Source organism: Jiella pacifica (assembly GCF_010500815.1).
GTDB classification, from domain to species: domain Bacteria; phylum Pseudomonadota; class Alphaproteobacteria; order Rhizobiales; family Rhizobiaceae; genus Jiella; species Jiella pacifica.
This window is the reverse complement of the sequence record NZ_JAAAMG010000005.1, coordinates 254551-280419: the sequence shown is the minus strand read 5'-3', so window position 1 is coordinate 280419 and position 25869 is coordinate 254551. Positions and strand designations below refer to the sequence as shown.

Annotated in this window: 26 protein-coding genes and 1 pseudogene; 17 read left to right on the top strand and 10 right to left on the bottom strand. The window is 66.1% G+C overall.

Annotated elements, in window-relative coordinates; translation table 11 throughout:
- Positions 1-546: 546 nt before the first annotated feature.
- The 8 genes from GTK09_RS08905 to GTK09_RS08870 all read right to left on the bottom strand — a co-directional run bounded on the left by GTK09_RS08905 (position 547) and on the right by GTK09_RS08870 (position 8201).
- Complete coding sequence (locus GTK09_RS08905; protein ID WP_163462786.1) at positions 547-945, bottom strand: (R)-mandelonitrile lyase; 399 nt, start codon at positions 943-945, stop codon at positions 547-549.
- A gap of 73 nt (positions 946-1018) precedes the next feature.
- Complete coding sequence (locus GTK09_RS08900; protein ID WP_163462785.1) at positions 1019-2035, bottom strand: dihydrodipicolinate synthase family protein; 1017 nt, start codon at positions 2033-2035, stop codon at positions 1019-1021.
- 98 nt (positions 2036-2133) lie between these two features.
- A complete protein-coding gene (locus tag GTK09_RS08895) occupies positions 2134-2829 on the bottom strand; it encodes an RraA family protein (RefSeq protein ID WP_163462784.1) in 696 nt (231 codons plus the stop codon).
- Positions 2813-3949: an Ldh family oxidoreductase gene (locus GTK09_RS08890; RefSeq protein WP_163462783.1), complete on the bottom strand. Its 1137-nt coding sequence runs from the start codon at positions 3947-3949 to the stop codon at positions 2813-2815. The genes GTK09_RS08895 and GTK09_RS08890 overlap by 17 nt, the downstream gene beginning before the upstream one ends.
- Before the next feature lie 63 nt (positions 3950-4012).
- Positions 4013-4480, bottom strand: coding sequence for a tripartite tricarboxylate transporter TctB family protein (locus GTK09_RS08885; RefSeq protein ID WP_163462782.1), 468 nt, complete (start codon positions 4478-4480; stop codon positions 4013-4015).
- Positions 4477-6021, bottom strand: a complete 1545-nt coding sequence (locus tag GTK09_RS08880) for a tripartite tricarboxylate transporter permease (protein ID WP_163462781.1) — start codon at positions 6019-6021, stop codon at positions 4477-4479. Before GTK09_RS08880 ends, GTK09_RS08885 begins: the two co-directional genes overlap by 4 nt.
- Before the next feature lie 58 nt (positions 6022-6079).
- Positions 6080-7051 (bottom strand): tripartite tricarboxylate transporter substrate binding protein, encoded by a 972-nt coding sequence (locus GTK09_RS08875; RefSeq protein WP_163462780.1) that lies wholly within the window; start codon positions 7049-7051, stop codon positions 6080-6082.
- A 64-nt stretch (positions 7052-7115) separates the two neighbouring features.
- On the bottom strand, positions 7116-8201 hold the full coding sequence (locus GTK09_RS08870) for an isocitrate/isopropylmalate dehydrogenase family protein (protein ID WP_163462779.1): 1086 nt from the start codon (positions 8199-8201) through the stop codon (positions 7116-7118).
- 244 nt (positions 8202-8445) lie between these two features.
- On the opposite strand from GTK09_RS08870, the gene GTK09_RS08865 reads away from it, so the two are divergent.
- Positions 8446-9075 (top strand): GntR family transcriptional regulator, encoded by a 630-nt coding sequence (locus GTK09_RS08865; RefSeq protein WP_163462778.1) that lies wholly within the window; start codon positions 8446-8448, stop codon positions 9073-9075.
- Positions 9076-9219: 144 nt separating this feature from the next.
- Here the strand turns inward: GTK09_RS08865 and GTK09_RS27975 are convergent.
- Positions 9220-9399: pseudogene (locus GTK09_RS27975) on the bottom strand (amidohydrolase family protein); the annotation flags it as partial.
- 46 nt (positions 9400-9445) lie between these two features.
- On the opposite strand from GTK09_RS27975, the gene GTK09_RS08855 reads away from it, so the two are divergent.
- From GTK09_RS08855 to GTK09_RS08790, 14 genes are all read left to right on the top strand, one after another.
- Complete coding sequence (locus tag GTK09_RS08855) at positions 9446-9628, top strand: helix-turn-helix domain-containing protein (RefSeq protein WP_312869730.1); 183 nt, start codon at positions 9446-9448, stop codon at positions 9626-9628.
- A gap of 177 nt (positions 9629-9805) precedes the next feature.
- On the top strand, positions 9806-10138 hold the full coding sequence (locus GTK09_RS08850) for a ribbon-helix-helix domain-containing protein (RefSeq protein WP_163462776.1): 333 nt from the start codon (positions 9806-9808) through the stop codon (positions 10136-10138).
- A 213-nt stretch (positions 10139-10351) separates the two neighbouring features.
- A complete protein-coding gene (locus GTK09_RS08845; RefSeq protein WP_163462775.1) occupies positions 10352-10747 on the top strand; it encodes a VOC family protein in 396 nt (131 codons plus the stop codon).
- An 88-nt stretch (positions 10748-10835) separates the two neighbouring features.
- On the top strand, positions 10836-11366 hold the full coding sequence (locus GTK09_RS08840) for a gluconate 2-dehydrogenase subunit 3 family protein (protein ID WP_163462774.1): 531 nt from the start codon (positions 10836-10838) through the stop codon (positions 11364-11366).
- Positions 11367-11470: 104 nt separating this feature from the next.
- Positions 11471-13039 carry a GMC family oxidoreductase gene (locus tag GTK09_RS08835; RefSeq protein ID WP_163462773.1) on the top strand — a complete coding sequence of 523 codons (1569 nt, stop codon included), beginning with the start codon at positions 11471-11473 and terminating at the stop codon, positions 13037-13039.
- Between the two features lie 241 nt (positions 13040-13280).
- The gene (locus GTK09_RS08830; protein ID WP_163462772.1) at positions 13281-14078 is read left to right on the top strand and encodes an IclR family transcriptional regulator; all 798 of its coding nucleotides are present in this window, start codon (positions 13281-13283) and stop codon (positions 14076-14078) included.
- Entirely contained in the window at positions 14078-15598 is a 1521-nt protein-coding gene (locus tag GTK09_RS08825) for a class I adenylate-forming enzyme family protein (RefSeq protein WP_163462771.1), read from the top strand. Before GTK09_RS08830 ends, GTK09_RS08825 begins: the two co-directional genes overlap by 1 nt.
- Complete coding sequence (locus GTK09_RS08820; RefSeq protein WP_163462770.1) at positions 15595-16386, top strand: citryl-CoA lyase; 792 nt, start codon at positions 15595-15597, stop codon at positions 16384-16386. Before GTK09_RS08825 ends, GTK09_RS08820 begins: the two co-directional genes overlap by 4 nt.
- Positions 16383-17096, top strand: a complete 714-nt coding sequence (locus tag GTK09_RS08815; RefSeq protein ID WP_163462769.1) for an SDR family NAD(P)-dependent oxidoreductase — start codon at positions 16383-16385, stop codon at positions 17094-17096. The genes GTK09_RS08820 and GTK09_RS08815 overlap by 4 nt, the downstream gene beginning before the upstream one ends.
- A 39-nt stretch (positions 17097-17135) precedes the next feature.
- Complete coding sequence (locus GTK09_RS08810; protein ID WP_163462768.1) at positions 17136-18125, top strand: Bug family tripartite tricarboxylate transporter substrate binding protein; 990 nt, start codon at positions 17136-17138, stop codon at positions 18123-18125.
- 67 nt (positions 18126-18192) lie between these two features.
- Positions 18193-18729, top strand: a complete 537-nt coding sequence (locus GTK09_RS08805) for a tripartite tricarboxylate transporter TctB family protein (RefSeq protein WP_163462767.1) — start codon at positions 18193-18195, stop codon at positions 18727-18729.
- Positions 18726-20225 (top strand): tripartite tricarboxylate transporter permease, encoded by a 1500-nt coding sequence (locus GTK09_RS08800; RefSeq protein ID WP_163462766.1) that lies wholly within the window; start codon positions 18726-18728, stop codon positions 20223-20225. Before GTK09_RS08805 ends, GTK09_RS08800 begins: the two co-directional genes overlap by 4 nt.
- A gap of 20 nt (positions 20226-20245) precedes the next feature.
- Positions 20246-21058 (top strand): SDR family NAD(P)-dependent oxidoreductase, encoded by an 813-nt coding sequence (locus GTK09_RS08795; protein ID WP_163462765.1) that lies wholly within the window; start codon positions 20246-20248, stop codon positions 21056-21058.
- Positions 21059-21069: 11 nt separating this feature from the next.
- On the top strand, positions 21070-22083 hold the full coding sequence (locus tag GTK09_RS08790) for an NAD(P)H-quinone oxidoreductase (RefSeq protein ID WP_246217784.1): 1014 nt from the start codon (positions 21070-21072) through the stop codon (positions 22081-22083).
- A 286-nt stretch (positions 22084-22369) separates the two neighbouring features.
- On the opposite strand, the gene GTK09_RS08785 is transcribed toward GTK09_RS08790, so the two are convergent.
- Positions 22370-23770 carry an FAD-binding oxidoreductase gene (locus tag GTK09_RS08785; protein ID WP_312869727.1) on the bottom strand — a complete coding sequence of 467 codons (1401 nt, stop codon included), beginning with the start codon at positions 23768-23770 and terminating at the stop codon, positions 22370-22372.
- Positions 23771-23915: 145 nt separating this feature from the next.
- Here GTK09_RS08785 and GTK09_RS08780 point away from each other — a divergent pair, with 145 nt between their 5' ends.
- Both GTK09_RS08780 and GTK09_RS08775 read left to right on the top strand, forming a co-directional pair.
- Entirely contained in the window at positions 23916-24728 is an 813-nt protein-coding gene (locus GTK09_RS08780; protein WP_163462763.1) for a FadR/GntR family transcriptional regulator, read from the top strand.
- A 61-nt stretch (positions 24729-24789) separates the two neighbouring features.
- On the top strand, positions 24790-25785 hold the full coding sequence (locus GTK09_RS08775) for an MDR family oxidoreductase (protein WP_163462762.1): 996 nt from the start codon (positions 24790-24792) through the stop codon (positions 25783-25785).
- Positions 25786-25869 lie beyond the last annotated feature (84 nt).

Below are 25869 nucleotides of genomic sequence, written 5' to 3'. Positions count from 1 at the left end.
CCGCCGTCGAGGGGGACACCTCAAACCGGGCCGCCGCCCCACGCCGCGTCTGGCCGGCTGCAACATCGCGAACGATCCTAAGCCGCAAGTCCGATGAAACCGGTTTTCCCATGGTGCGCATCCTCCCACGCTCCAGGAAATCAGAATACGCTTCCATACGAAACTATGCGATTCAGACTTCTTACCGGACGCTCATGCGCGGCTTTCGCCTCGACGCTTGCGGATGTGCCGGCTGCGATCGACGGGGCGGCGCCGGCAAGGCGCGTCCGATGCGAAGGCGGCCGGAGCCATGTCCGGCCCCCAGGGGCCACGCTCGGGAGTGGTGTTGAGGGCGCCGCCGGCAACACCGGCTTCCGCGTCTTCTCCGAGGCATGCGTGCGCGGCGCCACCCGCCACCAACGGCTCAAGGTGCCGGGCAGCCAGCCATGGTCAGGATGGCGGCGTTGAAGGCGCCGTCGAACGCCAGCAGCTTTTCCGCTGTGCCGCTCGACGAGAGAGGGGCGCTCTTCGAGGGTAGAATCGGATCCGGCCCGGCGACGGCGTCGTTCAGGTCGCCGCGTATTCGTCGTCGGTGACCGGCTCCATCCATTCGACGTGCGAGCCGTCCAGGGCCTCCTGCATGGCGATGTGCGTCATGGCCGTGTCGGGCCCGGCGCCATGCCAGTGCTTTTCTCCCGGCGGGATCCAGACGACGTCGCCGGCACGAATGACCTGGACCGGTCCTCCCTTCGTCCGGGCGAGACCGGAGCCCGAAACGACGTAGAGGGTCTGGCCCAGCGGGTGCGTGTGCCAGTTCGTCCGGGCGCCCGGGTCGAAGCGCACCACGGCCGAGCGCAGCCGCGCCGGCTCCTGCGCTTCGATGATCGGGTCCTGCCAGACTGCCCCGGTGAAGTGGGCGGCCGGTGGCCGCCGCGAGGCGACCGATCCGCAACGTTTGATGTCCATCGCGCGCTCTCCTGTGTCCGTGGCGCTTGCTCCGGCCCCTTCCGACCCTGTGCTTTCGGTGTCGCTGAACCGGCTATGCGCGATCCGTCATGTAGCCCGAGCCGGCACCGTCGAGAAAGGGCGTTATGACCCGTTCGACTTTCTCGACGACCTCGAGGCTGAGGACGTTGCCGTCGACTTTGCGGGGCAGGGGCTGCTCGCGCCAGGCGGATCCGTGGGCCTGGATATGGTCCATCGCGCGATTGGCGTTGGAGAAGGCGTTTGCGCCGGGCTCGCCCTGCGCCGCTTCGAAGGCTGCCGCAATGGCGATGCTCAACCGGTCCGAAAGCTCTCCCGCCGCAGCAGCGTGGCCGGCGTCCCGCAGGCGCAGAATTTCGCGCAGGTGAGGGGCGACGGCATTGCCGGTGCTGAGCAGCCAGCCGTCATAGGGGCCAACCGGCTTCAAGGCCTCAGCATATCCGCCTTCCGCCCCGCGAACCATCCAGACCGTGCCGAAGTCGAGCCCGCTGTCGGCAACGGCGTCGGCCCCGGAACTGTCCTTGAACATCGTCACCCTTGGCGAGCGCGACAGCTTGGCCAAGGTCTGCGGCGCCAGCACGCAGCCGGTGACCTGCGGCAGCTGGTAGACGGCGATCGGCAGCGTGCTCTCTGCCATGACGGCGTCGTAATGGGCCTCGATCGATTCCTGTGTGGCGGCCGCATCGACGGGCGGGCAAACCACGACGCCCTTGCACCGCTCGGACAAGGCCGGTTCGGCCCGAAGGCGCTCCTCGAGACGTCGCAGACGCGCCACCACCTCTTCGGTGGTCGGGCAGAGTGCGCCGAACAGGATCGAGAGGTCGAGATCCAGGACCTCCTCTCTTGCCGCAAGGTCGATCAGGGCGTCGAAGCCTGCCGCGTCGATGTCCCAGCCGTCGCCGGTGGAGCCGGCCAACATGATCTGGCGGACCGAGGAGCGAATGGCTCCGAGATGTGCGATGGTGCGCTCGATGTCGACCGCGCCGGGACGCTCGCCGCTGTAATGGGTGAGGATCGGCACCCACAGCCCGTCGTCGGACCCCTGGTCGCCAGTTGGCGTGATTTCACTCATTGCTGCTTTCCTCTCGCAAATCCTGCGTATTGTTCTGGCCGCGAGGGCAATCTCGCGTCATCTTTCCGGGCCGCGGTCCTCTACGGGCCGTCGCCGGGTCAGACCGGCCGGACGTGGTCGAAGCGCGGATTGCGGGCGAAGACCGCGTGGCGTTCGCCGCCGGCCCGCATTTCGGCGGCGATCGCACGCTCGATCCTGCCGAGGGTTTCCGCGTCCTCGATGATCTGCGGCGCGATCGCCTGGGGAATGACGACGATCCCGTCACCGTCGGCGAGAACGTAATCCAAGGGCGCGACGGTGAGCGTTCCGCCGAGCAGCGACGGCATGGCGACCGAAACGTCCCTGGCCGTCAGGCGCCAGCGCCGGGCGGCGTTGTTCGGCACCACTTGAGCACAATGGCAGGGCATGCCGTAGCCGCGGATCTCGTCGGCGTCCCGCACCGCGCCGCTGGTCACGATGGCACGGCAGCCGGCGCGCTGGACGCTGTAGGCCATGAAGCCGCCGAGCACCGCGCCGGAGGTGAAGCCGCCGGTCTCGATGAAGAGGATGGTGCCCGGAGCGCAGACGCTTTCGAGCGTGTCGGCCGGCATCGGCTTGGCCGGATTGACGGCGCTGAGCGTCGGGGCGCCCTGCAGGCAGGCGGCCCGTCCCGCGACCACTCCGTGCGGGGCTATCGGCCGGAGCGACGAGGCGAGCGCATGGTTCGGCACGCCCGCCTCGTCCATCACGTCGCTGACGAGGCCGGTCTCGAGCTTGGCCAGCCGTTCCAGCCAGTCTTCAGCGTTCTGCGACATGAACCGTCACTCCCATTTCATTCGCGATCTCGACGATCTCCCGCAGCACACCGCGCTGGAGAGCGATGCCGTTCAGGCTCTGATCCTGCTCCATTTCGTGCTCGCGCTCGCCGGGCATGCGCACGCCGTCCGATCCGGGGGCGGGGGCGGATGCCTTCAGGAGATCGACATAGCCGTCCATCCGGGCCCGGAAGGCAACCGGATCGAGAAAGGCTGCGACGTCGATCGCGAGGACGAAATGGCTGTTGCGCTGGGGCGTATCCAGATCGTCGTAGAGGTTGGTCAATTCGGTGCCGAAGGCGCCGCCCATCAGGACGCCGGTCAGGATCTCGCAGGCGAGGATCAGGCCCCAGCCCTTGTGCCCGCCGATCGGCAGGATCCAGCCGCCGTTTCGAACCCATTCGGGATCGTTGGTCGGCCGCCCGTCCTTGTCGACCAGCCAGCCGTCGGGAAGCGGCCGCCCCTCTTCGGCATGTTGCAGGATCTTCCCCCGGGAGCTCATGCCGAGCGCCGCGTCGAAGATGATCGGTGGGTGGCGCCCGGCCGGAACGCCGATGGTGATCGGCAGCGGCCCGGTGATCGGCGTCGTGCCGCCCCAGGCGGGCATGATCGGCGAGGCGTTGGTGGTGGCGATGCCGATCATGCCCGCTTCGATCGCCTGGCTGGCGTAGAAGGCGCCCTCGCCATTGTGGTTCGAATTGTGCACGCCGACGGCGCCGATGCCGCGCCCCTTGGCCTTTCGGATCGCCATTTCCATGGCACGCGCCGTCAGCACCGAGCCGAGGCCCGCATCGCCGTCGAGCAACGCCGTGCCCTCCGTCTCGCGAACGATTTCAGCCTCGGCGTTCGGATTGATGCCGCCGATGCGCAGCCGCCGCAGATAGACGGGGAGCCTGAGCACCCCGTGGGAATTCATGCCGCGCAAATCCGCCGACACCAGGGATCTCGCGACGATGCCGGCGTCCTTGGTCGGCACCGAGAGCCTGACGAGCAGGGTCTCCACCATCTCCCGGAGCGGCGCCTGCTGGACGCGCACCGTCTTGGCGTCTGCGGCCTCGACCGGCAGATCGAACGTCTCGCGCTCGGTTCTTTGCCCCGTCGTGCTCGCGCCGTCAGCCATGATGAGACCTCCCCTCGCTTCAGTTCGTTCGGTATCGCCCGCCCGTGCGGACGTCTTTCGGCATTAAAACAGAATGCCCCGTGGCAGCGGCACCATGAGCACGTCGGACATGAGCGCCGCGACGCCGACGATCCCGCCAATGCCGACGACCATGATCAGGAGCAGCCGTTTCGGCGCGAAGGTCTCGCGCTCGGCGATCAGGGTCAGGGCGACGAAGGCGACGGCACTCGAGACGATGAAGCCGATCGTGTTCATCGCGAACAACCAGAGGCCGAAGACCACCAGGAGCGACAGCGGCCGCCCCAGGGATTCGGTCCCGCCGCGTTCGGCTGGCGAAGACGTCCGCCCGTTTGCCCGAAGAACGGCGGCGGAGCGGATCAGGATCAGCACCGAGCAGATCGCCATCGCCGCGGCCATGGTGCGCGGAAACACCGAGCCGAGAGCCGTGTACCGATCCGCGTCTGTCCAGACGAAGACCGACAGGGCGATGAAGCAGAGCGGCGGAGCGAAGTTCGAGAGAAGCAAGGTCACTTCGATGCCTCCGATCGGCCGGCTTCGGTGGCCGGATGTCTTTGCCGGCGCCGTGCCTTCCACAAGGAGCGCAGGGCAGGCCCCAGAAGTCCCATGACGATGATCGTGACGAGGAACAGCGAGATCGGGCTCTGGAAGAAGCGCCCGACGATGTCTCCCTGCGCCCGTCCGATCAGGAAGGTCTGCACGAAGCCCTGCTCGGCGATCGAGCCGAGGACGAGGCCGAGCGCGATCGGCGAGGTCGGATAGCCCACTTCCTTGATGAGCCAGGCGATGACGCCGAGCACCAGCATGATGACCACGTCGTACCAGTTGTTCTGGATGGAATAGCTGCCGACCACGGTCAGGAAGGCGATCGAGGGAACCAGCGCGGCCTTGGGGATCGAGGCGATGCTGCGATAGGCGTAGCGCCCGATCAGAAGTCCCACCGGCAGCATGAACAGCGTCGCCAGGATCAGTCCGGCAATGAAGGTGTAGGTGATCTCGGCCTGTTCGGTGAACAGCGTCGGCCCGATCTTGATCCCCTGCACGAGCAAGGCGCCGAGGATGATGGCGTCCGGCGGGGTGCCGGGGATGCCGAGGACGAGGGTGGGCACGAAGCCGCCCCCGACGGTGGCGTTGTTGGCCGATTCCGTCGCGATGATCCCGGCGGGGTTGCCCTTGCCGAAGCTGTCTTTGTCCTTGGAGGCGCGCTGGGCCGCCGAATAGGTGATCAGACTGGCGATCGAGCCGCCGGCACCGGGCAGAATGCCGATGAGCGTTCCCACCACCGAGCTGCGGACGAGGTTGAACTTGTTGCGCCCGAGGATCGAGAAGGCCTCGCGCAGGCGAAAGCCGGCGACGTGCGATCCTTGCGGCGGATCGAGATGGGGATCGGCGGTCCGCACGAGGTCGAAGAGCACCGGAATGCAATAGATCCCGATCAGTCCGGCGACGACGTTGATGCCGCCGATGAGGGCATTGGTGCCGAAGGTGAGGCGCAGATCGCCGCCCACCGTCGCGACGCCGACCATGGACAGCATCAGGCCGAAGAGCGCTGCCACGAGCCCCTTCAGCTGATTGCCGACCGAAAGCGCCGCGATCAGCGTCAGCCCAAGAATGGCGAGCCAGAAATATTCGGCCGGCCCGAACTGCAGCGCGACCCGGGCGAGGGGCGGCGCGAGGAGAAGCAGCATCAGGGCCCCCGTCAGGCCGCCGAAGACGGAAACCAGGGTCGCGAGCGTGACTGCCAATGCCCCGTCGCCGCGCTTGGCCATCGGGAAGCCGTCGAAGGTGGTGGCGATCGCCGAGGGCGTGCCCGGCGTGTTGACGAGGATGGCCGCATAGGCGCCGCCATAGAGGGCGCCGGTATAGATCGCGCCGAGCATGACCAGCCCGGACGCCGGGTCCATGGTGAAAGTGAAGGGCACCAGCACCGCGAGCGACATAGTCGCCGACAGTCCCGGCAACGCGCCGATCAAGGTTCCGACCGCGACCCCGAAAAGCGCGAGGAGGAGATTGGTCGGCTCCAAGGCATTCGAAAAGTATCCCAGAATTTCCATGGCCGCCTCCCGCGCCGAAAGGGACGAGCCGGTCGAACGACCGGCCCGCCGACAGCTCTTACTTGTCGATCAGCCCGAGCGGCTCGGCGACCGACGTGTAGATCTCCGTCTGCTCCGCGATGAATTCCGGGATCTCGGAATAGGTGATGTCGACCGGGACGAAGCCGGCCTGTTCCATCTCCTGCTTGAACTCGGCGTTCTGGCTGATCTTGGAGATCATCCCGGAGACTTCCTGGCGGCGCTCCTCCGGCGTCCCGTTCGGCACCGCGACGCCACGATAGGCGCCGCCGACCAGATCGTAGCCCAGCTCCTTGAAGGTCGGCGCGTCGGGAAGCGCCGGCAGGCGTTCGTCGGCCGCCACGGCCAGCACCCGCAGCTGGTCGCCCTGGTTCACGCCCTCGGTGGTGTAGGTGACCGATGCCTGGACCTGGTTTCCGAGCAGCGCTGCGGTGGCCGGGCTCGTGCCGCTGAAGGGAATGTAGGTCGTGACGACCTCGGCCACCTGATCGAAGCGCTCCTTCATGACCTGATCGCCGGAATTGGACCCCGAGCCGGAGAAGGTGAGGCTGCCGGGATTCTCCTTGGCGTAGGCGATCAGATCGTCGAGTGTCTTGAACTGGCTGTCCTTGGGAACGACGACGATGCTGGGCGTGTACTGGAAGAAGTTGACCGTGGCGATGTCGTCGGTCTCATAGCCGACATCGGCGGCCATGGGCTGGAGGATGTTGTGGGGCAGGTTGGTCCCCATGATCGTGTAGCCGTCGGGCTCCATGGAGTTGAGGCGTGCCCAGCCCTGCGCGCCGCCGCCGCCGGGCATGTACTGGACGACGGCCCCAACGCCGATCTCCGCCTCGAAGTACTTCTGCTGCATCCGTGCGGCGAGATCCGACGCGCCGCCGGCATTGAAGACGACGATGTAGTTGATCGGCTTGTCCGGATAGCCGCCCGAGGTCTGGGCGAAGGCCGGTGCGAGCATCAGGCTCGTCGCGCCGAGGGCCAAGGCTCCGGCAAAAAGACGTCTGGTAAACATTCTGTTCCTCCCATGAATGGACTTGGTAGTGACCGGCTCTAGCGGCCGGCTCGAATCCGGACACTCATCCGAGCGCCCGGCAGACCGCGTCGGTCACCTCGGTGCAGCTGGCCGAACCTCCCAGATCGCGCGGAATGGCGTGTCCCTCGGAAAGGCTCGTCGCGACTGCTTGGCGAATGCGATCAGCGGCGCCGGCCAGGGCCTCGTCGGCATGCTTGTCGGCCAGCCAATCGAGCATCAGGGCGCCGGAAAGGATCATCGCCAGGGGGCTCGCGGCGTTCTGGCCGGCGATGTCGGGCGCCGAGCCGTGGGCGCCCTGGAAGAGGCCGTGCGTATCGCCCACTTCGCCGGACGGCGCGATGCCGAGGCCGCCGACGGTCGCCGCGCCGAGATCGGAGATGATGTCGCCGAACATGTTCTCGGCGACGATCACGTCGTAGAAGTCGGGCTTCTTCAGCATGTGGACGGTGATCGCGTCGGCATAGGCGTAGTCGATCTCGACGTCGGGATAGTCGCCGGCGACCTCCTGGCAAACCGCGCGGAAGAAGGCGTAGGAGCGCAGGATGTTGGCCTTGTCGCAGACCGTGACCCGGCGTTTGCCGTCACGGGGCGCGCCGTCGCGCTTGCGCGACAGGTTGAAGGCGAATCGGGCGACGCGCTCGACGCCCTTGCGGCTGACGACCAGAGTGTCGGTTGCAAACTCGTTGCGCAGGACGACGCCGGCGCCGCGGCTGGCATAGAGGCCCTCGGTGTTCTCGCGGATGATGACGTAGTCGATGTCGATGGTCTCGCGCGCGGCGAGCGGCGATCCGACACCGGCCAGAAGCTTGATCGGACGGACGTTGGCATAGAGATCGAGCTTGAAGCGGAGCTGCAGATGCAGCTCGTTGCCGACTTCCGTGCCGTCGGGATAGGTGATCTCCGGCAGGCCGGCAGCGCCGTGGAGGATCGCATGGCTCTCGCGGCACAGCCTCAACGTTTCGTCCGGAAGCACATCGCCGCTGCGGGCGTAATGGGCGGCGCCGCCCGGCGCATCGATGAAGTGGAGCACGTTCTCGCCGACGGCTTCGCGCAGAACCCGAATGGCGGCTTGGGCGACTTCGGGGCCGATTCCGTCACCTTCGATCGTGACGATGTCGTAACGCGGCATGAGGAGATCCATTGCTATTGCCCGCTGTGGGGGCCGCGGGAGGGGCATCCGGGCCGGCGATGGCTGGAGCGCCAGTCCTTCCTCGGTCGGTGAGGTGGCGACCATACGAGCGGGCGGGGGCGGCGCAAGAGTTTTACGAGCGCCATTTGCGTCGCAAACTTCATCGCTTTAAGCGGTAATAAGATTATTGATAATCGGCGAGGGGGACGATTTGTCGAAACATGGAAGCAGGACCGCCGAAGCGGTGGCCCGGGTCGTCTCCGAGCTCGAACGCGACATCATCTTCGGCCGTTATCTTCCCAAGCAGCGGCTTTACGAAGACGAGTTCATGGTCGGCTTCAATGCCAAGCGGCACGTGGTCCGGGCGGCGCTCGTCGAACTCGAACGGCGGGGGATCGTCGAGAAACTGCCGAACCGGGGCGCGGCGGTGCGCTATTTCTCGCGCCAAGAGGTCGAGGATCTCTATCTCCTGCGGGCCATCCTGCATCGGGAGGGCGCCCTGCGCATCCGGCTGCCGCCGGACGCTGCGTGGTTCGAACGGCTTCAAGAGGCCCAGGAAGCGCATCGCGACGCGTTCGACCGGCGCGATCTCCTGGCGATCTTTCAGACCAACGCCGAATTCCACCGCATCCTGTTCGAGGGAACGGGCAACGCCTATCTGATCGAGGCGATCGCCGCCACCGACGCCAAGACCCATGGCATCCGATCCCACGGCCTCAGCGTCACCGAACTGGTCGACAGGGCCAAGCTCGAACATGTCGCGATCATCGAGGCGATCGAGGGGGAGCGCCTCGAGCAACTCGCCGACATCTGCGTGGAGCACATCCAGCCCGCCAAGAAATTCTATCTCGACAAGTTTTGCAGCAATCTCTAGCCGGGTCGCGGTATGCTGAACATGAACGGGACCCGCGGCGTCGCCAGATCCGATCCCATCGGGATCGATCGCATGTGTTCGGCGGGCGAATGCGCCGACGTCCTCGTCTGCCGGTATTCGGAAAACGGAAGCGGCTCGGCGGCGGATCTTATCCGGCTCGATCCAGAACAAGAGCTCGGCGATCATCCCGGCGAAGTGGCGCGGTCGCGAATGGATGAACCGCAGGACGAAAGCGAAGCCGCCATAGACGTTCGTCTCCTGTGTCGCGATCCAGCAGAAGTCATCGAGACGCGGCGCCCCGCAATGTTCGACGATCCAGTTGAGGTTATGGATGTCGATCGCGGAATAGTCGACGTGGTGGACGATTGGCGTGGCGGGGCGTAGAAGCAGTCGATGCAATTCGCGCCTGGCCGATGCCGAGCGCGAGACCTTGCTTCAGGCGCTCGGAGCGGAGAACGGCAACATCAGCAAGGTCGCGCGGCGGCTCGGAATTTCACGACCGACGCTCTACCGGAAACTGGAGCTTCACGGCCTGTCGCGAAAATTCGTGTGAGCCGTCTTCTTTCCTCTTCTTGCTCGAAGCCGATGACCCATCCGCCAGAGCCTGACGCTGCAAAACGTCGAACGCTTCCGCAGGCGTGCAAGCGCCGATTCCGCATCTTCTTCCGCCTTGTGCGGATCGCATTTTGCGCGTCTACTCGGCTGATGGGAACTTCGAAGGACGTCAGCCATGTGCCATCTCTTCGCTAGCATTCCGCAGGATGATACCGAAATGGAGACCCGTTCGGTCCGGATGAATGGACAGGTCACGTCCATTCGCCTGGAGGCGGCATTCTGGCATACGCTTGAGGATCTGGCGGAAAACCAGGGAATGACTTTGGCCAAGTTTCTGACGACGCTTCACGACGAGGTGCTGGAATTGCAGGGGCGGGTGCGTAATTTCGCCTCGCTCCTGCGCTGTGCCTGCCTCGTCTATCTGCAGCAACAAGACGCGGCGGTGTTCGAAAAGCCCGGCACTGCGCCGAGCCGCCACCCTTTGTCGGGCATCCGTATCGCCAGCTAGCCTCGATCGGTGCGGAGGGGCCTGACCGGCGCAGCCTCGGCCGAAGAGAGGGCGAGGCGCCGGCCTCCATCGGCATTTTCCCAGCGCGAAAATGCTGGCGTAACAGCATTCTACTACCCGGCCACGCAGACGACTTCCTAGATTGATTCCAACTTCGGTACCGATCGACGACGCAAGATCGGACTGCCGATGAAGGAGCATGAGGGAGTTTTCGTGGCCAAGGTCATCCACACAATGATTCGCGTGCTCGACGAGGCGCGCTCCATCGAGTTTTACGAAAAAGCATTCGGGCTGAAGATCGCCGACCGCTTCGACTTCGACGGCTTCACACTGATCTATCTGTCGAACGCGGAAGCGACCCACGAGGTCGAGTTGACCGTCAACAAAGGGCAGAGCGAGCCCTACGACCTCGGCAACGGCTACGGCCATGTCGCGGTTTCCGTTGCCGATCTTGCCGCCGAACACGAGCGGATGAAGGCGGCCGGCCTTTCGCCCAAGGACATCAAGGAAATCAGCCACGACGGCAAGCCGCTCGGTCGGTTCTTCTTCATCGAAGACCCGGACGGCTACAAGATCGAGGTCCTGGAGCGGCGCGGCCGCTTCCAGTGACCGTCGGCATGGCGCTCCCGGGGAGGGAGGGCGCCCTGCCGCTTCGATCGGACGACCGCATCACAACCAAAATATGGGAGGAAATGGCATGGCAAAGACGACGCTCGCGCTGAACCGGCGCGGTTTTGTGAAGGCGGGCGTCGGGCTGCTCGCCATGACGGTCATGCCGTCGGGCCTGATCGTGGGGAACGCCTGGGCACAGATGCCGCGCTCCGCCAAGCCGGACACCTTTGCCGCGCTCGTTCAGATGTCGCGGGACTGCTATCCGCACGAGGCGGTCGCCGATTCCTATTATGCCAATGCGGTCAGTGTCCTCGACGAGGCTGCGCGATCCTCCGAGGCGGATCTGGCGCTGCTCGAGGACGGCGTCGCCGAGCTCGATGCGGCCGCCAGGGAAAAGGGCGGCACCGACTACAAGTCGCTTCCGGACGAGGCCGACCGCGTCGCCATCCTCGAGGCGATGGGCGAAGCCGATCCGTTCTTCCAGAAGGTGCGCTCCAACCTCGTCGTCGGCCTCTACAACCAGAAGGAGCTCTGGCCGATCTTCGGCTACGAGGGCGCCTCGGCCGACCAGGGCGGCTACATCGATCGCGGCTTCGACGACATCGACTGGGTCTGACGGCACGTCCTCGACCACACCGCGCATCGAACGAACAGCATTGGGGCAGGGTGCCAGGCCGCGAGGAGGCGGCGCGCATCCGGGAGCGCCCGGGAGGAACCAACATGCCAGCACCTTACGATCTCAACGACGACAGCGTGGTCGTCATCGTCGGCTCGGGCGCCGGCGGCGGCACGCTCGGCACACAGCTCGCCCTGAAGGGCATCGACACGGTGATCCTGGAGGCGGGATCGCGCCACGAGACCTGGGACTTCATCAACGACGAATGGGATTCCTTCGCCCAGCTCGCCTGGAAGGACAAGCGCCGGACCTCCGGCGACTGGCGGGTGTCGAAGGACTTTCCCAACCTGCCCGCCTGGATCGTCAAGTCCGTGGGTGGCTCCACTGTGCACTGGGCCGGCGCCTCGCTGCGCTTTCAGGAGCACGAGTTCAAGACGAAGACCCATTACGGTGAACTCGCCGACGCCAATCTCCTCGACTGGCCGATCGACCTCACGGAAATGGAGCCGTGGTACGCCATGGCCGAGGACCGGATGGGCGTGACCCGCACCAACGGCATTCCAGGCCTTCCCGGCAACAACAACTTCAAGGTCATGGAGGCCGGCGCCAAGAAGATCGGCTACAAGGAAGTTCACACCGGCCGCATGGCCATCAACTCCGAACCGCGCGACGACCGGGGATCGTGCCTGCAAATCGGCTTCTGCTTCCAGGGCTGCAAGTCGGGCGCCAAATGGTCGACACTCGTTGCCGAGATCCCCAAGGGCGAGGCGACCGGCAAGCTCGAAGTGCGGCCCGACTGCATGGTGCTCAAGATCGAGCACAACGACGCCGGCAAGGTGACGGGCGTCGTCTATGCCGACAAGGAAGGCCGCATGCAGCGCCAGAAGGCCCGCATGATCGCAGTCGCTGGCAACTCGATCGAGAGCCCGCGGCTCCTGCTCAACTCGGCCTCGTCGAAATTTCCCGACGGGCTGGCGAACTCCTCCGGACAGGTGGGGCGCAACTACATGCGCCACACCACCGGCTCGGTCTACGGCATCTTCGAAAAGCCGGTCCACATGTATCGCGGCACGACCATGGCCGGCATCATCCGTGACGAGGCCAAGCACGACCCCTCGCGCGGCTTCGTCGGCGGCTACGAGTTCGAGACGCTGTCGCTCGGCCTGCCCTTCATGGCCGCCTTCCTCGACCCCGGCAAATGGGGCCGCGATTTTTCCAGTGCCATGGACGGCTATGCCAACATGGCCGGCATGTGGATCGTCGGCGAGGACATGCCGCGCGCCGACAACCGCGTGACCCTGTCCGACGAAAAGGACGAGCACGGGATGCCGATCCCGGACGTCCATTTCGACGACCACGAGAACGACACGGCCATGCGCAATCACGCCTACAAGCAGGGCGCGGCGATCTACGACGCGGTCGGCGCGGTCCGCACGATCGAGACACCACCTTATCCCTCGACCCACAATCTCGGCACCAACCGGATGAGCGAGAAACCCGAGGACGGGGTGGTCAATCGGTTCGGACAGGCTCACGACATCTCGAACCTCTTCGTTTCGGACGGCTCGCAATTCACCACAGGGGCCGCCGAGAACCCGACGCTGACCATCGTCGCCCTGGCCCTTCGCCAGGCCGACCACATCGCCGGCCGCATGGCGAAGGGCGAGCTTTAGGCACCGGCGACACAGCGAGGCGACGAAGCGAGTTTTCCACCGCAAAATGCCGCCCGGCATGGCCCATCGGGCGGATCGCCTCCGGCTTCCGACCGATGCCGTCGCACGACCGACGGGGCTGAATCCTTATCGTCAGGCGAAAAACTTCTCCCGCTCTTCGAGAACGCCGCCTTTACCGGCGGCGCTTCCTCATTCAACTTCCGTATCGGCGATCTAGGGAGGCCGCCGGGAGGAAGACGACATGAGTGCTGCGGCGCAGTCCACGCCCGCCGTTGCGGGTGCGAGGACATCCCTGGCCAAAGGTCTGGATCTGTTGACCGTCATCGCCGAGCGCGGGGCGGACGGCATGGTCCTGAGCGCTGCGGCGCGTCGCGCCGGCATGCATGTGGCGACCGCCCACCGGCTGCTCGGGACGCTCACCGAGGCCGGCTTCGTCAGCTTCGATCCCTATTCCAAGCGTTACCATCTCGGCATCATGCCTTACGAGATCGTCGGCAGGGCCGGCGAGAACGTCGCCTTCGTCGAGCTGCGCAGGCGCATGCGCTGCTCGCTTCGGGCCGTCCAGGAGGACGTCGGCGGCATCGTCTGCCTGTCCGTCCCCTCGCGCGGCGAATCGCTCTGCATCGACGTCATCGGCGGCGACACCGATATCCACATCAACACTCTCGAGGTCGGTTCGCGGCGCCCCCTCGGGGCCGGGGCGGCGAGCCTCGCTTTGCTCGCCGTCATGCCGGAAGAGGAGCGCGAACAGACGATCGAGCGCGAGCGCGAACGCTACCGCAAATACGGCGATCTGACCGCCGAGATCGTCCGCGCCGCCATCGCCCGATATCCCGTCGAAGGCTACGTGGTGAACGATGCGGTGATCATCCCGGACATCGCCGCCATCGGCATTCCCTTGTTCGAGGGCGACCGCGTGATCGCCGCCTTGTCCGTGACGAACGTCCAGTCACGCCTGTCGAAGCAGAAGGCGGCGGTGGTCGCCACGATGCTCGCCGTCGCCGAGCGGGCCGGCTTCACCACCTGCAGGAAGATCTGATGTTTCCGATCGATCTCTTTCATCGCCAGGCCCGGGCGACACCCGATGCCGTTGCCGTCGAAGCCGCGGACGCGTCCTTGAGCTACCGCGAGCTCCACGCTTCGGCCTCTGCCTTCGCCGCCGCACTGCAGGACATCGACCCCGAACCCGGCTCACGGGTCGGCATCTGCTGCTTCAATCATGTCGAGCACCTGATTGCGTGGCTCGGTGTGCTCGCTGCCGGCAAGGTCTGGGTGCCGCTCTATCCGAAGAACAAGAGCGAGGAGATCGGCCGGGCCGTCGACTTCACCGGCATGAGCATCGTGGTGGTCGATCCGGAGGTCCGCGAGCTGGTGTCCCGGGGCTCCGCGCGGATCTTGACGACGTCGCCGGACAAGGGCGAGGCGACCGTCGCCGGCCTCGTCGAACGCCATGCCGGCAAGCGGCCTGCCTTTCACCCGCTGCCCCTCGATGCCACCCAGGCGATCAAGTTCACCGGTGGTTCGACCGGCGTGCCCAAGGGCGTGATGCAGCCCTACCGGTCCTGGAACACCAACATCGCCACGCAGATTGTCTCCTGGAACCTGCGGGAAGGCGACCGCTATCTGGCGGCGGCGCCGATCACCCACGGCACCTCGACCTACATCCTGCCGACGCTGGGCACCGGCGGGACGATCGTCCTGACCGACAGGCCGAGGCCGGCGGAGGTGCTGGCGCAACTCGCCGACAACCGCATCGCCACGACCTTCGTCCCGCCGACGATGATCTACATGATGATGCAGGAGCCCGGCATCGAGACGCTGCGCTTTCCGACCCTGCGCAACCTCGTCTACGGCTCGGCACCGATGCGCAGCGAGGAGATCGAGCGCGCGCAGAAGATCTTCGGCCCGGTCGTCGCATCGACCTACGGCCAGACGGAAGCGCCGCAGATCGCCACGATGATCTCGGCGGACGACCTTCGGCGCGAGGACAAGCGCGCCTCCGTCGGTCGTGAGACCTTTCTCACCCGAGTCGCAATCGTCGACGGCGACGGCAACGAACTGCCGGCCGGCGAGATCGGCGAGATCGTCATCCGCGGCGATCTGGTGATGACCGGCTACTGGCGCCAGCCCGAAAAGACCGCTGAGACCGTTCGCGACGGCTGGCTCCACACCGGCGATCTCGGCTCCTTCGACGAGGAGGGCTTCCTGTTCATCAAGGGCCGCTCCAAGGATGTGGTGATCACCGGCGGCTTCAACGTCTATCCCTCCGACGTCGAGCCGGTGATCGCCGAGCATGATGCCGTCGCCGACTGCGCGGTCTTCGGCGTGCCTGACGACAAATGGGGCGAAGCGGTGCTCGCGGCGGTCGAGCTCAAGCCAGGCCGCGCCGCCGATCCGGCCGAGATCATCCGCCACGTCAAGGACAGGCTCGGCTCGGTGAAGGCCCCCAAGGAGGTCCTCGTCTACGAAGAGCTTCCCCGCAACGCCTACGGCAAGCTGCAGAAGCAGACTCTCGTCGACGACTTCGAGGCGCGCAGAAACACGAAGGAAACGGCATGAGCCAGACGCCCACCACCGCTTTGTCGCGCTACACCGAGACCGACGTCTACTACCGCGACCGCAATCTGGTGAAGGACATTCTCGCACCGGGCAAGAACGCCGATTTCGTCTCGGTCGCCGTCTGGCACATGCTGGGACGGGAAATATCCGACGGCGAGCGCAATGTTCTCAACGCGGTGCTGATCACCATGATGGAGCACGGCTTCACGCCGAGCGCCATCGCCACCCGCTCGATCTACATGAGCGCGCCGGAGAACCTGCAAGGGGCCGTTGCTGCCGGGCTTCTGGCAGTCGGCTCGAGCTTCGTCGGTACGGTGGAGAACAATGCGCGGTTGCTCGATCGCATCGTGAAGGCCGCCCCAGAGGACCGGGAGGCGCTCGCGGCCGAAATCGTCGACGATCATCGCTCCCGCAAGGCGCCGTTGCCGGGGTTCGGGCACCATCTGCACAAGCCTGTCGATCCCCGTGCGCTGCGGCTTCTCGAAATCGCCGGAGAGAACGGCCTCGATGGTGAACATTGCGCGGCGCTGCGTCTCCTGTCGCGCGTCCTCGACGAGAAGCGCGGCAAGCCGACCACCATCAACGCCACCGGCGCGACGGCGGCGCTGCTGGGCGAGATGGGCATTCCGGTGGAACTCATGCGCGGCTTCAGCGTGCTCGGCCGCACCGCCGGGCTGATCGCCCATATCGCCGAGGAGCAGCAGCGTCCGAGCGGGCGCTTCATCTGGCAGCTCGTCGACGACGCGATCCCCTACGAGGCCGACGATGGCGGGGAGAAGAAGCGATGAGGGCGACGGCGCTCGTCACCGGCGCCGCCCGCAACATCGGCGGCGCGATCGCCAAGCGATTGACGGCCGACGGCTTCGATGTTGTGGTGCTCGACCGGGTCGAGCCGGATCACGACAGCTTCGTCGAATTTCTTGAAGTCGACCTGTCCGATGTCGCAGACCTTTCGAAGACGCTCGACGATCTCGTCCGCCGAAGGCCGGTGACTCGGCTCGTCAACAATGCCGGCATCGTCGCGCCGGCAAGCGTCGAGGACACCGACCCCGCGTCGATCGACGCGGTGGCCGCCGTCAACGTCAAGGCGCCGCTGATCTGCCTGCAGAAGGTGCTGCCGGCGATGAAGGCGGCAGGCATCGGCCGGGTGGTGAACATTTCGAGCCGGGTGGCCCTCGGCAAGGAAAAGCGCACCGCCTATGCGGCCTCGAAGGCCGGGCTGCACGGCATGACCAAGACATGGGCGCTGGAACTCGGCCGCCACGGCATCACGGTGAATGCCGTCGGGCCCGGCCCGATCCGCACATCGCTTTTCGACGAGGTCAATCCGCCCGACGATCCCCGCACCGCGGCGATCATCGCCAAGGTGCCCGTCGAACGGTTGGGCACACCCGACGACATCGCCGACGCGGTCTCGTTCTTCGCGTCGGATCGCGCGGGCTTCGTCACCGGTCAGGTTCTCTACGTCTGCGGAGGCATGACCATCGGATCGGTCTGATCCAACAGCAGGCAATGCGTCAAACTGGGAGGAAAGACGATGAAGACATTCGGTAGACTGCTCGCTGCGGCGACGGTGTTCGCAACCGGGCTCGGACTGGCATCACAGGCCAGTGCACAGGCCGACGACTATCCCACCAAGCGCGTGACGATCATCGTCCCCTACAGCGCTGGCGGCGCCACCGACGTCCTCGCTCGCCAAGTCGCGCAGGGGCTCACGGAAAAATGGGGTGAGACCGTCACGGTCGAGAACCGCCCCGGCGCCGGCGCCACGCTCGGTACGGCCCAGGCGGCGCGCGCCCGCCCCGACGGCTACACGCTGTTCATGGGGCAGGTCTCGTCCCACGGCATCGCCCCGGCCGTCTATGCCAATCTCCAGTACAAGGCCAAGGAAGACTTCGAGCCGATCGTCTGGATCACCGAGATCCCGAACGTGATGGTCGTGCCGGAAGCCTCCAAAGCCACTACCGTGCAGGAGTTCATGGATCAGGCGAAGGGCAAGAACGTCAGCTTCGGCTCGTCGGGCACCGGCAGCTCGATCCATCTGTCCGGCGAGATGTTCAAGGCACGCACCGGCCTCGACATGACCCACGTACCCTATCGCGGCAGCGGCGAGGCGGTTCCCGCCCTGGTCTCCGGCAATATCGACGTGATGTTCGACAATCTTCCCTCGGCAATGCCGCAGATCAAGGCCGGCACGATCCGGGCCCTGGCGGTGACGTCGGCCGAGCGTGATCCCTCGCTCCCGGACGTTCCGACGCTCTCCGAGACCGGCATCGAAGGCCTCGAAGGCTTCGAGGCGAAGTCATGGTTCGGCCTTCTCGCTCCGGCCGGAACGGACAAGGCGATCGTCGATAAGGTCAACGCCTCGGTGAACGAGGTGATCAGCGGCGAGACGTTCCAGACCTACGCCAAGAACAACGGCGCGACGGTGGTCGGGGGTTCGCCGGAGAAGTTCGGGGAGTTCATCGACGCCGAGCTCGACAAGTGGGCGAAGGTGGTCTCCGACGCGGGCGTGCGCGTCGAGTAAGCCGTCTTTGGCGGGGCGCGCGACGAACGGCGCCCCGCCTTCCTCGTTCGTTCGTGGAGGCATCCCGATGTCGGATACATCAGTCGAGGCGGGCGGAACGCCGGTCGCGCGGCGAAGCTCGCGCGACGTCTTCTTCGGTCTCGGCGTCGCGGCGGCCGCGCTCGTCTTTGCCCTCGTCGCCATCCCGGCCTTCATTTCCGTGCCGGCGAGCGTCAAGGCCGCGCCGCTCTCGCCGGCGTTTCTGCCTTACGTTCTCACCGCCCTGATCGGAGTGCTCGGCCTCGTCTGCGCCGCCCAGGCGATCTTCGGCCAGGGCGTTCCGAAGGAGGACGGCGAGGGCTTCGATCCGGCACGCGGATGGCCCTGGAAACTCGTCCTCGTGCTTGCGGTTTTTGCCGCCTTCTGGTGGCTCCCGGAAAGCGTCGGCACGTTGCCCGTCGCGATCTTCGCCATGGCGGTCCTTCTTGCGATCGGCGGGGAACGCTCCTGGGTGCGGGGGGCCGCCGTCGCCATCCTCATTCCAGTCTTCGTCTGGCTGTTCTTCACCCAGGTCGCGCAGGTGCCGTTGCCCGAGGGGCCGGTCGAGGAGTTGATCGCGCTATGATGGAGAATATCGGCCTCGGCCTCTCGCTGTTCTTCACCCTGCAGAACTTCGTCGCCATCGGCGTCGGCGTGATGATCGGCGTCATCATCGGCTCGATCCCCGGCTTGACCGCAACGATGGCCGTCGCCCTGGCGCTGCCCTTCACTTTCTCGCTGCCGCCGGTGACAGGCATCCTTTTGCTCGTCGGCATCTACAAGGGCGGCATCTTCGGCGGTTCGATCTCGGCGATCCTCATCCGCGCGCCGGGCACGCCGGCCGCCGCCTGCACCACCCTCGACGGCTATCCGATGGCGCGCCGGGGCGAGGCCGGCAAGGCGCTGCAGATGGCGCTCTACGCCTCCTGCATCGCCGACGTCATCTCCAATCTCGCGCTGATCTTCCTCGCCGGCACCATCGCCAGCTTCGCGCTCGAATTCGGCCCGCCGGAATATTTCTGGCTGATCGCCTTCTCGCTGACCATCGTCATCTCGATCTCGGGATCGTCGCTGACCAAGGGCATCATCTCGGGCCTGCTCGGCGTCCTCTTGTCGACCGTCGGCCTCGATCTCGTCTACGGCACGCAGCGCCTGACCTTCGACAATTTCAACCTGATGGGCGGCATCGGCTACATTCCGCTGCTCATCGGTCTCTTCGCGATCCCGGAAGTCATCGAATTCTACCTCCAGCGCGCCAGCCCGCTGAACGTCTCCTCCAGCGACAGATCGCGGGTGTCCTGGGCCGAGTTCAAGCGTTGCCTGCCGACGATCGTGCGCGGCAGCTTCATCGGCGTGGCGCTCGGTTCGGTTCCGGGCATCGGCGCGACGGCCGCCTCGTTCCTCTCCTACGGCGAGGCCCGGCGGAACTCGAAGACGCCCGAGACCTTCGGCCGCGGCGAGATCAAGGGCGTGGCGGCGGCCGAATCCGGCAACAACGGCGTTGCCGGCGCGACGCTGATCCCGCTGCTCGCCCTCGGCATTCCGGGCGACGTCGTCACCGCCGTCATCCTCGGCGCGTTCATGCTGCAGGGGCTGACGCCCGGGCCGCTGATGTTCCAGGACAACATCGACCTCATCTACGCGCTGTTCTGCGGCATGATCGTCGCGTCGGTCTTCCTGTTCGGCAGCGGCCTCTTCGCCATCCGCTACTTCGCCAAGATCACGGACGTGCCCCGGCACATCCTCATCCCGTTGGTCCTGCTGTTCTGCGTCTTCGGCAGCTACGCCGTCCAGAACCAGATGTTCGACGTTTTGATCATGCTGTGCTTCGGCGTGCTCGGCTTCCTCATGGCGCGGATCGGCATGTCGACTCCGCCGCTTTTGATCGGCTTCATCCTCGGGCCGCTCTTCGAGGACAATCTGCGCCGCTCCTACCTCATCGCCAACGACGCCTCGGTGTTTGTGCGCAGCCCGATCTGCTGGTTCTTCATCGCGGCCACCGTGCTCTCGCTGTTCATCGGCCTGCGCAAGGAGTTCCAGTCCGCGAAGGCGGCACGCGAACGCGCGGCCGCGGGCGCATGACAACGAAACGGAAGGAAGTCATGGATCGGGATCTCGAGGGCCGCGTCGCGCTTGTCCTCGGCGCGGGCTCGCTCGGCGAGGGGATCGGCATCGGCAAGGCGATCTGCCTCGCCTTCTGCCGGGCGGGCGCCACCGTCGTCGCCGCCGATCGCGACCTTTCCGCGGCCGAGGAAACGGCGCGGGTTTGCCGCGAAGCGGGTGGGTTGGCAGAAGCCGCCGCGGTCGACGTCCTCGACGATGCCGCGCTCGCAGCGCTGGTCGGCGAGACGGCGGAGCGCCATGGCCGGATCGACGTCCTCCACTGCAATGTCGGTCTCGGCCGGGCCGGGCCGTCGGGCGAGACTTCGCCTGCGGAATGGCGCCGGATCGCCGACGCCAATCTGACTTCGCTGCATGTGGCGTCGCAGGCCGTCGTGCCGATCATGACCCGGCAGGGCAGGGGCGTCGTGCTCGCCACGTCCTCGATCGCCGGCATCCGCCATGTCGGCTACCCGCATCTCGCCTATGGCGCGACCAAGGCGGCTGCCATCCAGTTCATCCGCCTCTTTGCCATGGAGCATGCGGCGAGCGGCATTCGGGCGAACACCATCATCGCCGGCCTGATCGATACCCCGCGCATCCGCACCACGCTGGCGAAGGCCTATGCCGGCAAGAGCATCGACGACGCGCTGGCGGTCCGAAATGCGCAGGTGCCGCTCGGACGGATGGGGTCGTCGGAGGACGTCGCCGAGGCGGCGCTGTTCCTTGCCTCCGACCGCGCCGCCTACATCACCGCCACCGAGCTCCTGGTCGACGGCGGCCTCGCCGCGACGGTGCGCCAGCCGGCTGTCTGAAAGGCACGACCATGACCCTTCCCACGACGATGTCCGCCGTCTTCGCGGCCCGGCCCGGCGGCCCCGAGGTGCTGGAGATCCGCACGGTGCCGGTTCCGCAGCCGGCGGCGGGCGAAGTGCTGATCGAAGTGGAGGCCGCCGGCATCAACCGGCCCGACGCCAAGCAGCGGGCCGGCAATTATGCGCCACCACCCGGCGTGACGGAGGTCCTCGGCCTGGAGGTCGCCGGCCGGATCGTCGCCTGCGGCCCGGGCGTCGACGAGGCAATGATGGGCAGGGAGGTCTGCGCCCTGGTCTCCGGGGGCGGCTATGCGCAGTACTGCACGGCACCAGTGCCGCAGATCCTGCCGAAGCCGGAACGGCTTTCCTGGATCGAAGCTGCGGCACTTCCCGAGACCACGTTCACCGTCTGGGCAAATCTCTTCGACATCGGCCGGCTTCGCGTCGGCGAGCGCGTGCTGATCCATGGCGGCACCAGCGGCATCGGCACGACGGCGATCCAACTGGCCAAGGCATGCGGATGCTGGGTCGCGACCACGGCGGGAAGTGAGCACAAGGTCCAGCGGGCGCGAGAGATCGGCGCAGATCTCGCCATCGACTACCGCCAGGAGGACTTCTGCCAGACCGTGCTCGACGGGACGAAGGGCGAGGGGGTCCACGCCATTCTCGATCTCGTCTGCGCAGACTATCTCGACCGCAATCTTCGCTGTCTCGCCGACGACGGCCGGTTGATCGTCGTGTCGTTCCTCGGCGGCGCCGTCGGCAGCGTGAACTTTCAGACGCTCGCCAAGCGCCGGCAGACGATCTGCGGCTCGACCCTCCGTCCCCGCTCCATCGCCGACAAGGGGCGACTGGCGCGAGAGATCGAGACCCATGTCTGGCCGCTCGTCGAGCGCGGCTTCTACGCGCCGGTGATCAACTCGGTGCATACGCTCGAAAACGTCCGCGACGCCCATCAGGAGATGGAGGACGGGCAGCATGTCGGCAAGATCGTTTTGGCGGTGAAGCCGTCGGGAGTTCGGTGATGGGCCCGATCGGCCGCCTGCTCATCCCCTGAACGCCATCCAGAGGCGCCTTTCTGCTCCGGTTCCAAGGCAGGTCCTGCGTCTTTCCGATCAGGGTCTTCTCGCTCCAAGCTCCATCCGCACGCCATTTCTCGATCAGCTTGGCATCGACCGCCACCACGCTGCCTTCATGGACCGGCTCTGCCAGCTTTGCTGGGCGGCAAGCGAGGAGGCTGTCGACGCAAGAGCGCGCCGCCGAGAGAGTGTCCAGATCGGGGAACCGATACGGCCAGCCGGCGTGACGACCTCAATCGAAAATGCGGTGACGGTTGAGGATGGCGTTCGGGTCGAAGGCGGCTTTCAGCCTGCGCATGACGGCGATCTCGGCTTCGCTTCGCGCAAGATGCAGCCAGGGCTTTTTGTCGACACCGATTCCGTGTTCGGCGGAAATCGAGCCGCCATGCTCGGCGGCGAGCCGGTACACCCGGTCGATCGCCGCACGGCCCTTCGGCGTGCTGATGACATAATGCAGGTTGCCGTCGCCGAGATGCCCGAACAGGATGAATTCGGTCCCTGCGTCGATCGCCTTCACGGCCTTCTGGCTCGCCTTCAGGAAGTCTCCTATCCGAGAGACCGGGACGCTGATGTCGCCGCCGGTTATATTGTTGCGGGACCTGACGTACTCGGCGCAGGAATCGCGGATGTCCCACAGCTGGGCGAATTCCCGCCTCGACTGCGATATCACCGCGTCTTCCACGCTACCGGCCTCGATCGCCTCCATCAGGCAGGCCGTGAAGCTGTCGAGTTCACTTCCGTCCTGCCGGATTTCAGCCTCCGTGAGAACGTAGAACGGCGCCTTCGTGGAAAAGGGACGGGGCACGCCGAGAAACTCGACCACCCCGTCGAAGGCCGCGGGCAACATCAGTTCGAAGGCGGACAGCGCGCTGCCGAGCCTGACGCGCAGCACCTTGAGAAGGGCGATGGCCGCATCGAGCGAGGGGACGGCGAGCAAGGCGTTGACCGTGTCATGGGGCTTGGAGTGGAGTTTCAGAAGCGCTTGCGTCACGACGCCGAGCGTTCCCTCGCTGCCGATGAAAAGCTGCTTCAGGTCGTAGCCCGAATTGTCCTTGTCGAGCCCGCGCAGGTTGGAAAGGACCGTCCCGTCGGCAAGCACCGCTTCGAGGCCGGCGACCTGGGCGCGGAACATGCCGTAGCGAAGGACGCGGATGCCGCCTGCATTGGTCGCGATGTTGCCGCCGATCGTGGCAGTGCCGCGGGCGCCGAGATCGACGCCGAACAGATAGCCGGCCGCGTCCGCTTTCTCCTGGACGGTCTGAAGTGGTGTGCCGGCCGAGGCGAGGATGGCACCGGCATCGGTATCGACGTCGCCGACATCGCTCATGCGCTCCAGCGAGAGAACGGCTTCGCCGGGATGGATTCGGTGCCCCCCCGACAGTCCCGTGCGCCCGCCATGCAGCACGAGCGGCTGGGCGAAGGCGTTGCAAGCGGCGAGACACACAGCGACCTCACTGGTCGAGGAGGGCCTCATGATGAAACGCGGTTGCGCGGAGAAGCGGCCGCGGCGATCTTCCTGATAGCGGGGATCGATGTCGTCGCCGATCATCAAGGCTGCGCGAGGCAACAGAACGGCGAGGCGGTTCAAAAGCGCCTCGTTCGGCGGCGCATCGCTCGCGAGTTCCTCGATCACGGCGGCCCCCTCCATCCCGCAGCTTCCAGAATGAAGGACTTTACCACCAAACTTATATTTGTCATACCTTTTCCATGGCGTCGTCGAACTGGTGCCGGACCGGCAGACCGGGAGGCGAGCCAGCAGCGAATTGGAGGCACGAGCGATGACCATCGAATATGATCGGATCGTCAGGACGAGTCTCTCCAGACAGGTCGCCGAGTCGATCCGTGCGGCGATCCTGGACGGGCGGCTTGGCGTCGACCAACGCCTCCCGGACGAGATCGAGCTGGCCCGGCGGTTCAAGGTTTCCAGGCCGACGGTCCGCGAGGCGCTGAAACGGTTGGCGGCGCAGAACCTGATCCGCTCGCAGCGCGGGCCGTCCGGCGGGACTTTCGTCGACCTCCCGAGTTTGGAGAGCGTCAGCCGGACCATCGAGGGGGCGACAACCCTCCTGATCGGCATGGGAGCGTTTTCCGTCGAGGAAATCGTCCTCAGCCGCATGGAAACCGAGACGCTCGCCTGCCGCCTGGCGGCGGCCAACCGGACGCAGAGGGACCTCGATGCGATGGAGGCGGAGATTGCGGTCGAGCGCGAGGCGACGCTGAGCGATGAAGGGTTCTGCGCCTCCGACGTTCGCTTTCATCGGGCGGTGGTCGATGCGACGGCGAACGGGCCGCTGAAATTGATGATGTACACGGTGATCGAAAGTTTCATCCCGATCACCAACATGATCATCGTCGAGGACCGCGAACGTCGGCGGGCTGCCGAGTCCCACGCGCGCATCACGCAGGCGATCGCGGCTCGAGACGGGGAAGGGGCGGCTGCCCTGATGCGCCGCCATCTCGAAGGCATGCGCGGAATTCTCGAACAGGCGCTCGCCCAGCGTGCGGCCCGATTCGCGAGTACGACCGAAGATGCACTGACGGCGAGCGGCGCGGGCGCTTCCACCCCCCGTTTGCTCGATGGCCTTGGATGAAGCGGCACCTGCCGCCGCCCGAGCGACGCCCGCCCTCTTTCACCCCCAGCGGAGAGCAACAATGACAGATCCGTTTCGCGCCCTGATGATCGTCGATCAGGACGGCAAGCCGAAAGCCGAGTTCCGCGAACTCACCATCGCCGATCTGCCGGACTACGACGTTCTGGTCGAGATCGCCTATTCGACCTTGAACTACAAGGATGGCCTCGCGGTCTCCGGCAAGGGAAGGATCGCGCGGCGCCTGCCCATGGTCGCCGGCATCGACATGGCTGGCACGGTGGTGGAGAGCCGTTCGCCCGATTGGAAGCCCGGCGACAAGGTCGTCGCCAATGGCTGGGGCATGTCCGAGACGGAATGGGGCGCCTATTCGCTCTATCAGAGGGTCAAGCCGGAATGGCTGATCCGCCTGCCGGAGGCGTTCGACATCAAAGCAACGATGGCGATCGGAACGGCCGGCTACACGGCGGCGCTCTGCGTCGACGCTTTGGAGGACTGGGGACGGATCGCCGCCAAGGACCTGCCGGTGCTGGTCACGGGCGCAGCCGGCGGTGTCGGGTCGACGGCGATCAGCCTGCTTTCGGCAAAGGGCTACGAGGTCACGGCATCGACCGGGCGGCCCGACACCCACGACTACCTGAAGAGCCTCGGAGCGAGCGGCTTCATCGACCGCAGCAGCCTTACCGAGAAGGGCAAACCGCTCGACAAGGAGCGCTTCGCGGGCGCCGTGGATACCGTCGGATCCACCACGCTCGCCAACGTCCTGGCCCAGACCGCCTATGGCGGCGCCGTCGCCGCCTGCGGCCTGGCTGGCGGCATGGATCTGCCGGCGACCGTGGCGCCGCACATCCTGCGCGGCGTGGCGCTGATCGGCATCGACAGCGTCATGGCACCGCTGGCCAAGCGCGAGCGCGCCTGGAAGACCCTCGCCGATCATCTGGACAAGGCTCACCTCGACAGGATCGCCCGCGTCGAGCCTCTCTCCGACCTGCCGAAGCTTGCCGAAGAGATCGTCGCAGGCCGGATCCGCGGCCGGGTCGTGATCGACGTCAAGGCCTGACGGATATCCGTCCTTGCGGAAAAGAAAGGCCGGGCGCGCTGCAACAGCGCCCGGCCTGAATTCGTGTTCGAGAGAGAGGTCGCC